The 13279-nt window shown below is 37.7% G+C and carries 11 protein-coding genes; 2 read left to right on the top strand and 9 right to left on the bottom strand.

Going from position 1 to position 13279, the window contains the following annotated elements:
* Positions 1–321: 321 nt before the first annotated feature.
* The 9 genes from IWC72_RS01595 to IWC72_RS01555 all read right to left on the bottom strand — a co-directional run bounded on the left by IWC72_RS01595 (position 322) and on the right by IWC72_RS01555 (position 10143).
* Positions 322–633 carry a hypothetical protein gene (locus IWC72_RS01595; protein ID WP_194528606.1) on the bottom strand — a complete coding sequence of 104 codons (312 nt, stop codon included), beginning with the start codon at positions 631–633 and terminating at the stop codon, positions 322–324.
* A 32-nt stretch (positions 634–665) separates the two neighbouring features.
* The gene (locus IWC72_RS01590) at positions 666–926 is read right to left on the bottom strand and encodes a hypothetical protein (protein ID WP_194524511.1); all 261 of its coding nucleotides are present in this window, start codon (positions 924–926) and stop codon (positions 666–668) included.
* 61 nt (positions 927–987) lie between these two features.
* Positions 988–2742, bottom strand: a complete 1755-nt coding sequence (locus IWC72_RS01585) for a S8 family peptidase (protein WP_226967927.1) — start codon at positions 2740–2742, stop codon at positions 988–990.
* 119 nt (positions 2743–2861) lie between these two features.
* Positions 2862–3104 carry a hypothetical protein gene (locus IWC72_RS01580; RefSeq protein ID WP_194524510.1) on the bottom strand — a complete coding sequence of 81 codons (243 nt, stop codon included), beginning with the start codon at positions 3102–3104 and terminating at the stop codon, positions 2862–2864.
* A gap of 411 nt (positions 3105–3515) precedes the next feature.
* Entirely contained in the window at positions 3516–5153 is a 1638-nt protein-coding gene (locus IWC72_RS01575) for an FAD-binding protein (RefSeq protein WP_194524509.1), read from the bottom strand.
* A gap of 4 nt (positions 5154–5157) precedes the next feature.
* A complete protein-coding gene (locus IWC72_RS01570) occupies positions 5158–5520 on the bottom strand; it encodes a hypothetical protein (RefSeq protein ID WP_194524508.1) in 363 nt (120 codons plus the stop codon).
* 546 nt (positions 5521–6066) lie between these two features.
* Entirely contained in the window at positions 6067–8190 is a 2124-nt protein-coding gene (locus tag IWC72_RS01565; RefSeq protein WP_194528605.1) for a DEAD/DEAH box helicase, read from the bottom strand.
* Positions 8175–9011, bottom strand: coding sequence for a HamA C-terminal domain-containing protein (locus tag IWC72_RS01560; protein ID WP_194528604.1), 837 nt, complete (start codon positions 9009–9011; stop codon positions 8175–8177). Before IWC72_RS01560 ends, IWC72_RS01565 begins: the two co-directional genes overlap by 16 nt.
* A gap of 376 nt (positions 9012–9387) precedes the next feature.
* Positions 9388–10143 carry a YoaK family protein gene (locus IWC72_RS01555; protein WP_194528603.1) on the bottom strand — a complete coding sequence of 252 codons (756 nt, stop codon included), beginning with the start codon at positions 10141–10143 and terminating at the stop codon, positions 9388–9390.
* Between the two features lie 364 nt (positions 10144–10507).
* Here IWC72_RS01555 and IWC72_RS01550 point away from each other — a divergent pair, with 364 nt between their 5' ends.
* Complete coding sequence (locus IWC72_RS01550; RefSeq protein ID WP_194528602.1) at positions 10508–12442, top strand: hypothetical protein; 1935 nt, start codon at positions 10508–10510, stop codon at positions 12440–12442.
* Between the two features lie 2 nt (positions 12443–12444).
* Entirely contained in the window at positions 12445–13275 is an 831-nt protein-coding gene (locus tag IWC72_RS01545; RefSeq protein WP_194528601.1) for a DUF2490 domain-containing protein, read from the top strand.
* Positions 13276–13279 lie beyond the last annotated feature (4 nt).

Below are 13279 nucleotides of genomic sequence, written 5' to 3'. Positions count from 1 at the left end.
TTCACAATGGAGACCATCGTGTGTTTTTAACTATGTGCCAATTGAAACATAGTTTCAATGGTCGTGTATAGTCAGTTTCTATTTTTTAGGGAACCTTTTACTGTAAATATGTGCTTACCGTTCAGTAAGTAAAATCTTAAATTAATCATTTTGAAGCCTAGCTAGTTCGGCGTTGTGTGGATTGTAGTTGATTTTGTGTAAATGGCGTTTTTGAGGTTTTAATTGTTTGGTTATCAGAGATTTTTTAATGCATTCAGCTTTTGTGAAAACCAAAAACCCGTACAGTTTTCACTATACGGGTCAAGAATTCTAAATTGGAAATTAGTCCAGTTCGGGACCACTTCCGCCATCGTCCATCTCTTCATCGGTAGCGGCAGTTGCATCATCTTCTTCTGAAGTTGACTCGGACATAGCTTGAAGAAGCCATTCTGGTGGACCACCAATATCTACATGCCCATCTTCCATTGAAGCAGTAGCGTCCATATCATCTGAATTCTGGTCGTCTGCGGATGTAACTGCTACATCAGAGGGCGGAAGCCCTGCATCGGCTACGGCACTTGTAGTTTCCGTAGTGTCTTCAGTAGTATTGCGGCTAGCATCAGACGTATCGTTAATATTAATATTTATGTTCATAATTCATATATTTTTAGTGTTACCAAATAAATTTATCGGTTCATTATAGCGTATCGCGCCTCAAATTGTAGGGTGGAACCCGTAAGGTTTTTGGCCTCAATGTAGTACTTGATTTTAGTACTACTCTGTCTGCAGACTTGAATCTTCCATTCTAATTGCGCGCCTCCATTTCTGATCGGACTTTTTGCAACACAATTCCATACCACATGCCAAGCTTCCGGCCAGCTATGGGTAAACCATCTACGCGTACTATTTGCAGGTAAACTGCCAGTAAATTGAACACCTACTCTCATAATTTTTAAATTTTAGGGAAAGGTTAAATTTTGACCTTTCCGGATTATTAATTTTCTTTTTTTAAGATGCAACTACACAGTAGCGTGCTTGTACGTTCACCGTATAATTCTTAAGATTTTTGATTTCTATGTAATACTTGATCAGACCAAAAGCCTGTCTCGTAGTTTTTACTTTAAATTCTATCTGAGCAGAACCGTCAATTGCCGGTGCTGTTGGAACTACGGTCCAGATGACATGGTAATGATCCGGCCAGCTATGGGTAAACCATCTGCGGGTAGCATTACGTGGTACACTGCCATTGAACTGAACTCCACACCAAGGTCTACGGGAAGCGGTAGCTCTAACCAACGCCCTAAGGTCTGGACGTCTACCAATGCGTTGAGATACCGGATTAGCTCCTGGTTGTTGCGGAGAGCCTGTTGCTCTTAACAATTGGCGAGCTCTACGAGGTGTAAGCATAGCTCTTCCCGCTGCTTTTTGAATACCTTGCAAACAGGCTACAGCACCCGTAACGATAGGCGAAGCACTACTAGTGCCGTTAAAGAAGTTGGTGTACCATTCATTTTTGTTATTGGGGTTTGTTCCGGTTATTCTACCGTATCCGCAAGTAGTAACGCCTTGGCCCCAACCTTGGGTGTCCACACAAGAGCCGTAATTACTAAAGCCTAAGCGGCTACGGTCAGCGCCCCAATTTCCACCATTAGTGCCAGGAGGTGGCGCACCTGCACCTACTATAACACAACCACTATCGTGCCCTGCCGTTCTACGGAACGGATTTCGCCAACTGGATGGAAACCCACTTGGTCTCGTATTATAGATGGCTGCATCAAGGTTTTGAGATCCGTTTCCAGCTGCTTCTATGACTATGATGCCTTTGTTGGTAGCATATTGTAGTGCTGCTAAATCATCTGGCCACCATTCAATGGCTATGAAACCCATTTGTGTTTCGCCTCCCGGATAATTAGGACCAGGCCTATGTAATTCAATGAGCATAAGATCTCCTGCTCTAAGATTATCAGCGGCTTTTCTAATAGCGTTTCCGCTACCTCCATTAAAAATAGAGTAGGCTCGGACATTGGCGCTAGGGCAGATTCCAGTTACGCCAAAGCTATTACGGTCTCCGGTCATTTCTCCAAATACTGCCGTACCGTGATTGTACCAACGTAGGTCGTTTGTTTTATTGATTCCACCCACGAGGCCACCCACATTCACACGTAGGTCTTCATGGCTAAAGTTCCATCCGCCTTCAATATCAATAATACGAACACCGTTACCACGGCCACCGGGTAGCGTCCAGGCATAACGTGCATCTACACCTTGTGGTGCGGCATTCAAATAGCCTTGGTTGTTTGTGAGGTTTTGGGCGATGGGTGGTGCAGCATCATCACTAGGAGCTTCTTCCATACCATCATCACCAAAATAAACGGGAGGTAGACAACCGGGTTTAACGTACGCACCATCTACTTCGTCTAGTTCGTTCAATGAAGCTGCAATACTTTCCAGGTCTTCTCCTTCCGGTGCTGCTAGTTTATAAAATTGCCGCATTTTTGAAAGGTCTTCGGCACCTTCTTTTTGACTTGCCTTTGAAACCAGTTCTGCCACTTCTGCATCTGTGTCCGCGAATAACGGAACAAGCTGCAGCTTTTTACCCACCACAAAACCTGCTAAGGTATTTGCCGATGGTTTGGACTTCGATTTTGCTGCACTTTCGGCTTCCTCGGCATGAGGTGCCTCAATGCTTTTTGAGACGACAATGAGTTCTGGTGGTGAACCCGATGGCGAATCAATGACTACTTTACTTTTTTTTGTTGCCATAAAATTGAATTTATAGGTCGACTTTTTTATTGGTATCGACCAAGGTTAATACTGAGTTTCCAATAAGAGCGGGGGTATTTTTGAACTTTTGAACAGCTTTCTTTTACAAATAGAAACTGTTACATTGGGGGGAAGTCTAGTGGTTTTTGATAGGCAGCTTCAATGCCTTTTATTTCCATGAGTTGACCTATAAGTTCCTGTACAGGGGCATGGTCATTTAGTGCTAGGTAATGGAAGCATTTGTCATCCGTACAAAGTACATCTGCGGAAATAACAGGATGGTACGGCTGGAGTAAAGTTTTTACCTCTGGGATTTTCCATAGGTCGTTGTTTTCTCTCCCGGTTTGAATAACCAATTCCATTTCAACTACGTTTTTTAAGTATTGATCAAAGTTTTCAATGGTTATATTGAAACTGCAATCAAGTCTAGTTTTTGGAGGAACCTATGTATTTTAATTACATGACAAACGTACCGTACAAGGAGGCTTAAAAAAACCGATTATGTATAGTTTGATGGAAATTCTTTATAAACTGCAGTATTTTTTATGGTAATCTCAAATTATTGACTTTCAATATGTTAAATTAATATTAAGTGGATTTTTATTTGATATAGCACAAGATTTTAAACCTAATTTTTATCAACTGAATATCACTGTATTTACTAAGGTTCAAATACTGAAAAGGAAAGAAAAAAAGAAGCCTCATCAAAAGGATAGGAACCAAATGATGAGGCTTGATCGGTGTGAACTAAAAGTATGGTTTACGAATTTTAGCTACGTAATTAAATGTGCGGGCTGTCCGCTTTTATCCAAAGATTCAATAAAATCATTGGGCACACTTCTATACGCATCCAATCCTAAAGTGGAAATAAATTCGTTGGAAAATACATTCGCCATTTTCTCGGAAAGCAGCCAACTTCTACATTTCATCCATTGGTCTACGTTGTTGCCGTACATGTGGTGGGCTAGATCGGGAAATGCATAGTCCATGCTTTTGCCCCAATGCACGGTAAACGGAATATTTTCAGCTTGCATCGCCTCTATCATAAACCGACCATATTCTTCCAGACTGGGAATTTTATCGGATTTATTCCATTGGATGCCGTCAATCTCAATAACGCAGGTTTTATGGAATTTAGTAAAGCCCAAAGTGGCTTCGGTTTTGTTGACGTAGCGCATGGCAAAAATTCCGGGAATAGGATGGTCTTTGGTCATTTTTACCAGCGCGTTCAATGCCCTTTCGGAATCTTCAATGGTAACGCCCATAGAACAGGCAAAAGCAGGGCCTTTGTAACCGGCATCCCAAAAGGTTTCATAGAGCGTAGCCCTAATTTTTTCTTCGTCTTTGGTAATTTCTGGCAAAATACTTTTTTGCAGGCTCTTTATAAACCACGGAATACTTTTGGGGAATTTCTCACTGAATTTGATCAGCAAATAAATAAGGTCTTTATAAAGCGATTTTTCAATTTTAGTGAACGGGTCCGGGTAGGCCAGAGTGTACTTTTTCTTGTACATGGCCTCCACCACATATTGGTTTTCATCCACATAGGGGTTAATGAAAATTTTATAATGGTACGGTCTGCTAGGTTTTCCGTTTTCATCTACTTCATTGTCAATTTTAAACTCGGAATTCTTAAAATCTAAAGTTTTGGATAAGGACAGGGCCAGGTCTTTATCAATTCGTCGCACATATCTATCCAACAAAAAAAGGTCGTCCGCTTCTAGGGCTACGCCGTGAATAAACCCAAAACTCCCCAAACCCACCAACGCGGCATTGAAAAGGTCGTCGTTCCTAATGACCCTAGCTTTTATACTTTGTGCAAAAGCATCGTTTAAACTGGGTTGGGTATGCCGTTCCAGATACACATTATCTTCAGCATTTGGTCCCGTAAGGATGTTCAGGCCTACGATATAATCCTGTACCGCACCCGTATCAAAAGCGGACCCATGTACGCCGGTGGAAATGCAACCCGCAATAGTCTGCCCATTACTGGCACCTGTGGTTTTTAAAGATTTACCGTATTCATTTAGTTTTTGTGAAATCTGTTTAATGGTACTTCCGCATTCAAAAAAGAAGATATTTTCATGGGCGTATTCAGAATCGGGGTGCATATTGCCTTCCTCTATTTCAAGGTCTAGATACATCAAATTGTTTTGATGCATATTATCTTTCTGATGCGCAATTTTGGACATGGACCAACGCGAACCGAACGCGCGGAAACCCTCATTCTCCGTTTTACATTTTTTAATCAGTCGCTGCATTTCTTCCGCTGCATCGTTATAGCGCAACACTCTGCTGGGCATAGTAGCTTTATGCTCGTGACGGGTAATATATTGACGCTTCAGGTCAAAAGCCCCGTTCTCGTGCAGCGTATCCCATTTTCCAACTAATAATTCACTTGTCTTGGCCATAATATTAAAGATCAGGTAGCATACATACATATTTTATCTTCACTTTTCTACGGCTTCCAAAAGTTACTAAGTACAAAAGGTTGCCTCCAAAAGTGTCCGTGAATTCAACCGAAAACAGTTTTCCGGATTCACATTTGTCTTTGGGAACTTTGATCATCATACCATCTGTAAGCACGGACGTTTTTACTACGGCCGTATATTCTCCGTACATTTTATCGCGGTACCAATCTTGGCCTTCCATAGTTTCAGGAGGCATGGGCACGCCGTGTGTGCTTACCAAACGGGTGGTGTAACAAGACTGTAATAAGAGCGCGGCAATTAGTGCAATTGCGCTGGAGATATAGACTCTACGTAGTTGAACATTCATTTTTTGGAGTAGTTAGATTGCGACTAAAGTTCGCAATGCGTTACACGATGATATTCGGTAGAGGGAATAGTGGTGGCAATATAAAAAGAAGAAGGGAACGCGCTAGGCGGTTTTGTATAGGTAGACCGTTATTTTGTGTGGATGGTGGGTTTTTGTTTTTTGAAGCGCTTTATTAAATCTGTTCCGTGGAGGATCAACGGCTTGTTTAACGGTTATCACCTTAAGTTTGATTCTCTCTAAATTTATAGTGGCAATTAGAAAGAAAAAGGAAGAACCTCATTCGCTTGGGTATTGACCAAAACTATGCCTATCCGTGGAGCCGTACACAAAAAGGAGGCTGGGCAGTAGCCCAAAGTCCTATTCTACTTACAACCATAACTGCAAAACGGTTATAGCGGAAAGGTTATGTTAGTTTAACGGAATACTACAAACTATAAATTTCATTATCGAACCGCCGTATACGAGACCCTTATTTACGGTGGTGTGAGAGGCGTAGTCCGTTCCTAACTAGGGGCAGACCCATCTACTCGATTGGCATTTAGTTATTTATAAATATTCTTTTAATTCATAAACAAATTCTTTTTCTATTTCGGATAAATCAACTTTTTCAGGATTTAAGTTTTTTATAGCGATTAGTGATTTGTCAATGTTTTTGTCAAGTTCTATTTGTTTTCCTATTTTTAAGGATATTTGTACTGGTAAACCATATTCATCAAGAGGCACTACATAAGGTTCTGTGAAATAACATTCAACCATATTAGCGTAACTAGAAAAATCTCCTTGGCTTTTAGACTGTTTTGCTAATACATGATTGGCTATATTGTTTAAAGCAAGTAAATATCTAGGGAATTGAAAATTAATCCAATGCCTTTGAATATCAAAAGCTAGTTCAATCGCTTCGTTTATTTTTGATAAATCATTGTTATTTCCAATAAACTGCTGGATATAATTTTTTAAATTTCCTGCTTCTCTGAATTGATTAATTCTAAAATGTAATTGTTTTCCTGAACTAACACCATAAATTCTCCTTTTAGATTTAATAAAATAATTCCATATTAATATACATGCAACTTTTAGTTGGTCATTTGACGGAACACTTTTCCAATTTAAATAACTCTCAACTTTATTTATATTTTCTTCTAAAAATTTAGCTAACTCAATTTGATAATCTAATTCAATGAATGAATTTTCACTTAATACTTGTATTGAGAGGTGTTTTTGTGAATAATACTTTTCTAAGGTTTTTTTTGAATTCTCTTTTAAATCTTCTTTGTCAAGATTAATTAATAATTCAGCAGGAACATCTTCGTTTTGTGAAAAAATAGGAAAATCGACTAAAGGCAATTCTGGTGAAGGTGGTTCGTGAAATAAATATATGTTTCCTATGAAATGAGAAAACATTCGACCAGACCTACCACAAATATTATTAAAAGTGAAAAAATCAAATTTCGAACGAGCTATTTTATTATCATAAATAATAACATTCTTAGCTTTTGTATTGACACCTTCTATTATTGTTGATGTGCAGATAAGAAAGTTTATTTTTCCTTCATTAAATAACTTGATAGATTTTTGAGCAATTGCTCTTGGTATTTTTCCATGATGGATTCCTATTCCTTTCTCTAAACAATTTGCTAAAATCCATTTTTCATGATAATTAGATTTAATCCAAGAAACTAAACTATCATTCTCTTTCAGATTATTGAATTTTCCGTTTAAAAGTAATTCATTAGCCACTCTATTGGCACTTGCAGGTGATTGACAAAATATAAGTGTTGGCTCTTTGAGTTTAGAAGTTAATTCTAATAATTTATTAATAGGTTTTTCTCCTTTGGGAATATTTATTTTATGTTTTTCTGCAATTACAGTTTTAAAATCGGTTTTGATAAACCTGAATTTAATATTTACTAAAAGTTCTGTTGTAATTTCCTCAATATTTGGACCTAATAAATAGAATTGCGCATTCTGTTTTACTAATTGATAAAAAACATGATTTAAAATATGAGCTCTTTGAGAATCTGATTTTGTAGGACTCAATTTGTAAAATTCATCAATTACAAAAAAGTCAATCGGGATTTCATTAATTATTGTTATGGCTCTTTCTTGTGTTAGAATTAAAATGTTTTTATCTTCTATTTCTTGAGTTGGATGCGTAATTATTTTATAGTCCTTTTTATATTTTGATAAACGTTTTCTTGTTTCGTCAATTAAAGCAATTGTAGGTACAACTACAGCTATGTTCTTATGTTTATTTGACGCAATTACGGCATCAATAATTAAACTTTTTCCAAAACTGGTTGGTGCACTTAAAATAATATTTTCCCCTTTCATTAGAGAATAATATACTTCTGCTTGCGCATGATGGAAAACAATATTATCAGCTAAACCTATTGGTTTATGAAATTCAAAAGCAATGGAATCATTTAATGATAAGGATTCTTGTTGTAGATAAGGATAAAGCCCAACTCGTCTAATTAATGAATCTATTATGATTTCGTAACCGATAAAATCATCTCTTCTAGACAGTAAACGTAATACTAATTCTTGACCAATTTGATTGTTTTGAGCTAATAAAGAAATGGCTTTTATTATTTCAAATTTATCTAAGTCTTTTGAGAATTCTTTTCTTAAAATATTTCTTACCAATGACGGTGTTAAATTTGTTGCCATATTTTAAGTTTTTCCTCTAATTTATTTATCAATTCTTTTTTTGTGCTTAATGGTAGTAAAAATAAATGCACAGTTAATGGAAAGTCACCTAGTTTATCACAGAAACTTTTATGAAATTTTAATAATTCAATCTCAATTTCTTTAACATAATCTTCTGTGCTTTTTTCATGTTTTGAAATTATTGATGAGTCATATGTCAATAATACTGGTATACAGGTTTTTTCAAATACATCATCTAGTGAAGTAATAGGGTCAAGAAGTGATTTTAATTTTTCAGAATGTTCCCAATTAGTATCAATTTTATTAGATATTGTGATAAATTCATTTCTAACATATCTGATTTTAGAATGTTCAATAAGTTCAGCAACAACATCAGTAATTGCGCTATAAATACTTTGATAAAATTTTACTTCACCTAACCAAAGTTCTAAATCATTTCCATTTGGTATAACATGAACAGCATCAAAACCTTTAACAGTATCATTTGGACTGTCTTTATAATATATTTTACTTATTGCAGGAATTGAATTATAAGTCTCCCTTAGTATTGCGTGTAATAGAAGCTCGCCAAATTCTCCTCTACTTTTAAATTTTTGTGATTGATATACATTTCCAGCAGCTTGACGAATCTTAGGGATGATACTTAAACTATCAAAATCCATTAATTCAGAGTGATTTAAAGCAAATTCAGGTAAATAATTGAAAATATATTCAACTAATTGGTCTTTTCTCCAAAGTTTGTTTTCAAATCCAGCACAAACTCCATGTAAATTAGGAATTTCATCATTTTTATGTATGATAATTTTAAAAAATTTGTTCATTTACATAGTTTTCTTTTAATTGAATGCCAACTACAGGATATAAGGCAAATGCCTCATAATCCTCATGTTTAGGGTTAAACGGTATGCTACAAATATCTCTGTTTTCAATTGTATAGCCTTACGTAAAAGCGTAATCCACAATAAAAAATGGGGTCAAAATCTAAACGAAAACTAGTGTTGTAACTAATAGCATCATTTTTATTTTTCACTCAAACCCAAAGGCTATTTTCCTACACACCTTAAATATCGTAAAATAGCAATACCAAAAACAAGTGTTCTTTTTACAATTGCGGGCATCTACTGTTTTACTCGTTAAAGTGTAAGAAATTACGAACATTGGTAACTTGTAGAATTACTTTCAGTAAAAGCGCTTATACTACGGTATTGGGTTTTTTGGGAGCTTTTTTTGGTTGTATTTTCTTTTGGTTTTTATCAGATTGTATCTAAGGTCATCATAAAACAAACTGGCTATCAGCACTAATGCGCTTAAAATTAAGGTGTTGAGTTTTAGGTTCAACTCAGAATAGAAAAATCCGCCCACCATGCCCCCGGCAAAAAAGAACGAAATAATATAGATACGTAGTTTAATATTAGATTTTAGTTTGGTCCTGTTCCTGTGCATCTTGGGAAAAAAAAGTTGGGAAAGGTCTATTCCCAAATCTGTAAAAAGCCCTGTAAGGTGGGTTGTGCGTACCACAGCATTAGAAATTTTAGTAACAAAAGAATTCTGTAGTCCCATGGCAAATAATAACAAACAGACAATTGCCGCTGCAGATTCTATTTTAGAAATGTTGCTGTAACCCGCAATGGAGAGAAGAATACAACTCTCTATAAGCGTGGGAAGTATAAATACGTTCAGTTTTTTGTTTTCCTTAAACTTTTCAATTAGAAAACTAGAGGTAAAAGAACCAAAAAGGAAGGAGAACAGATACAAAAAATAGACGGTGCCTTTCCAAAAATTAAAACTGGCAACATCATATATGAAGAGTGCAAAGTGACCGGTTACATTGGTGGTCAAACTCTGAAAGGCTAAAAATCCGGTAACATTTACGGTGCCGGCAACAAATGATAGTATAGAAGCAATGCGCAAGTTGTGTAGTAAGGTCCTGCTTTTGCCTTGATGCCTAAACATGTGGTATTAGTATTTCTTATTTTTTAGGTGTCTCCGTTCAACTTACAAAAGACTGAGCAAGGTCAGCCCTTTTGAGATGTATGTGGGGTTTACAAAAGTATTTAATTTTCTGTTTTATATTGGTATTACGCCTTCATAATCACCTTTTTAGAGACAAGAATGGTCATCTATTTTATAAAAGTGAGATAAAATAAGGTTTTCAGTTATCCGTATTGGAGCGGAAGTGGTTGATTATCTGATAAATCCGTAAAAATGGGCGTACAGGTTTCCGTATATGTTAAAAAGGCTTCCGGCAAACGTCCATATAGGGCTAGGCTCCGTATTTTACTACCAAGACGAACCAATTATATACCAAAATTGCCGAATGATCTATTTTAAAAAACGGCTTGTTCTTTTAATTTCCCTGGTGTTTCTGTACCATTCGTACGGTCAAGAGAAGCAACAATACAATGGCCCGCTAGAAGTTGGCGCCTACAAGGGGAAAGCTGCCTACACCTATGTGGTAACGGAACAAGACACCCTCTACGATGGTACTTTTCAATTGCAAAGTAGCAACCTCAATGCCTTATTAGAAGAAGCGGATACTTCTTTTTTAATGGAAGGCAGTTTTGATAAAGGCACCCCAACGGGACCTTGGCTTTTTCAGTTTGGCGAGTTTCAAACGGAGAGCGAAAGTAAGCTCGTAGGTTATGAATACCGCGTATTGGTCAGTGGCCAACAAGAGGAGGGAAGAGGTGCCATTTCAAAAGGCAAACCTGATGGAAAATGGTCGTATGAAGTAAACCGTATTAAATCATCAGAAATAGAAAGCACACTTTTTAGCAGTGTCATCAATTTTAAAAATGGCGTGCCCCAACAAAGTTTTCAGATGGAAAACGATAGTACGGTGCTCGTAGGTCGCTTTCTAAGAAACGGACTAGCACATGACGAATGGACGTCTTACGCATCTAATGACCTAGAAGATACTGAAAACTGGATTTTTGACGAGGGGCTGCTACAGGAGATTAATTGGACTACGGATGGTATATCCAAAGAAATAAATGTTTTTACTTCGCACAACGCTTACAAAACGATTGCTCTAAATCAAGGATATATAGACCTTTTAAAAGCAACCATAACTTCTGAAAATTCTATTGATTTTAAAAGTGATGTTGCCCAGCTATTAGCCGAGAATGATGGGTACTATGCAAAATTGAATGGCATTTTAAACGAAATGGGACCAACGGACTTGACTCCTAATTTTCAGGTGAAAGTCCCTTTTTATGCATTGGATGCCCAGCAGAAAGCAGATATTGACCAAATTGCCCAAGACTTTAAAGCGGCAAAATCCATCAGCGATACCCTTTTAAATAACAGTCACTTGAATATTGTACGCCGCTCCGATGCCGATGCACAGTATAGATACGAAGTGGTCAAAAAAATAGATGCCGATTTTCTACAACCGCTTCACACTTTTGTAAAGTATAAGGAGGAAGATATTCTGGAATATATGGAGCTTCCCAAATTGATGCAGCAATTGTGGCCGTCCGGAAAGCCCAATACAAATATTGAAGTAGTAACGGATACGGCTCAAAACACAAGAACTTTTGTACTGGCCAATACGGGTGAATTCAATTTTAATGGCAACTCCACTAAAACGGTCGCCGCAATAGCGGAATACGCCAAGCTCAGTTTACAAGAGCTCATGGAATCCTTATCCGACCGATTGACAAACGAGGCACGACTACAGGCCCTAAACGGACTGGAAAAAGACTTGATTGCGGAGAACGATAGTTTGGTAACCCAAATAGATTCTTTGCTGCCTGCACTGCCGTTGCTATACAATGCTCCGCTAAACAACTTAAAAAAGCTCGCGGACAAGTCCTTAGGGGAATATGCTTCCTTGAACAAGCCCGAAGAGAAATTGGCTTTTGGTAACAAGCTGAAAGTGTGCTTGGGTGAATTACAAGAATTAACGGGTGTTCTTGGCAACCTTCCCGCTACATCCGAAGAAATAAAAGTACTGTACGAAGATGCCATTTGGAACCCCTTTATGGCAACGGTAATGCAAGAAGGGGTGAAAAAGAGAGTTACTTCCGCCTACAGCGAAATACTCCTTCCTGATTTTCTGATTCAAGCAACCGAAGTAGATTGTGAGAATGCGAAAAAGCTCACCGAGCAGATTACGCATACCAACAATCGCATGGTGAAACTTAGGGAAGAGGACACCAAAAAACTAGAACGCAAATTGCGTAGGGAGAAGAACCCCAATGAGATTATGAAACTGCTTCATGAGCAATCAACCGCCAAAGAGAAATAGACATGGAAAGCAGAAAAAATAATTTTATTTGGCTCGTAATGTCGCTCTTGGTCGTAACCGGAAGCGTCATGGCGCAAGAAGAGGAAAAAGTATATTTACCAGCATCTTCAGAATACAAAGACCCAACTACCAAAGTTTGGGTTAATACTTACGGGAAGATTAGAATAGGTAAACGTTTGTTTTGGGATGCACAGACCCATTTTCGTTTTCAAGAAACTGAAGAAACCCCGTTTGTTGGTCAAATCGCTCAAATTTATAATAGACATGCCATTGGGTACATTTATTCTAAAAAAGTGAATTTTAGTTTGGGTGGAGTAGTGCGTATTAATTTTAATACAGACGAAGATTCTGAAGACAGAAACGTAGTGCCCGAATGGCGTATTTGGCACCAGTATCAATTTGCACAGCCACTATATACCGCAATGATTTACCATCGTATCCGTATAGAACATAGGTGGACGCAGAGTTTTGTAGAGAACAGTGATTACATCTACAGAAATAGATGGCGTTATATGTTCCGGGCAAAAGTGCCGTTAAACAGCCACAAACTAAAGCCTAAGACCTTTTACGTTTCCCCGGAAGCGGAACTGATTATGCAAAGCGGAAAAGAGGTTGTGGGCAGTGCCATGGAAGATTTACGATTGACGACCACTTTTGGTTATATCGCTACCCCAAGACTGACTTTTGCTGCCGGATTAATGTACTCCCAAGGACAGGATTTGGTCAATGCGGGATATTTTAAACAAACCTGGACGATGCGCTTTCATATGTACTATTCCCCGGATTTCAGAAGGGTGAAAAAGAAATTACCATCGATCCATTTAGACGATTAAGCCG

Source organism: Zobellia roscoffensis (assembly GCF_015330165.1).
Classification (GTDB): domain Bacteria; phylum Bacteroidota; class Bacteroidia; order Flavobacteriales; family Flavobacteriaceae; genus Zobellia; species Zobellia roscoffensis.
This window is presented reverse-complemented; position numbering and strand designations above follow the sequence as displayed.

Excerpts from the sequence above, each read along its gene's own strand:
- IWC72_RS01595 (WP_194528606.1), bottom strand. The coding sequence starts at position 633 with ATGAACATAAATATTAATATTAACGATACGTCTGATGCTAGCCGCAAT.
- IWC72_RS01590 (WP_194524511.1), bottom strand. The coding sequence starts at position 926 with ATGAGAGTAGGTGTTCAATTTACTGGCAGTTTACCTGCAAATAGTACG.
- IWC72_RS01585 (WP_226967927.1), bottom strand. The coding sequence starts at position 2,742 with ATGGCAACAAAAAAAAGTAAAGTAGTCATTGATTCGCCATCGGGTTCA.
- IWC72_RS01580 (WP_194524510.1), bottom strand. The coding sequence starts at position 3,104 with ATGGAATTGGTTATTCAAACCGGGAGAGAAAACAACGACCTATGGAAA.
- IWC72_RS01575 (WP_194524509.1), bottom strand. The coding sequence starts at position 5,153 with ATGGCCAAGACAAGTGAATTATTAGTTGGAAAATGGGATACGCTGCAC.
- IWC72_RS01570 (WP_194524508.1), bottom strand. The coding sequence starts at position 5,520 with ATGAATGTTCAACTACGTAGAGTCTATATCTCCAGCGCAATTGCACTA.
- IWC72_RS01565 (WP_194528605.1), bottom strand. The coding sequence starts at position 8,190 with ATGGCAACAAATTTAACACCGTCATTGGTAAGAAATATTTTAAGAAAA.
- IWC72_RS01560 (WP_194528604.1), bottom strand. The coding sequence starts at position 9,011 with ATGAACAAATTTTTTAAAATTATCATACATAAAAATGATGAAATTCCT.
- IWC72_RS01555 (WP_194528603.1), bottom strand. The coding sequence starts at position 10,143 with ATGTTTAGGCATCAAGGCAAAAGCAGGACCTTACTACACAACTTGCGC.
- IWC72_RS01550 (WP_194528602.1), top strand. The coding sequence starts at position 10,508 with ATGATCTATTTTAAAAAACGGCTTGTTCTTTTAATTTCCCTGGTGTTT.
- IWC72_RS01545 (WP_194528601.1), top strand. The coding sequence starts at position 12,445 with ATGGAAAGCAGAAAAAATAATTTTATTTGGCTCGTAATGTCGCTCTTG.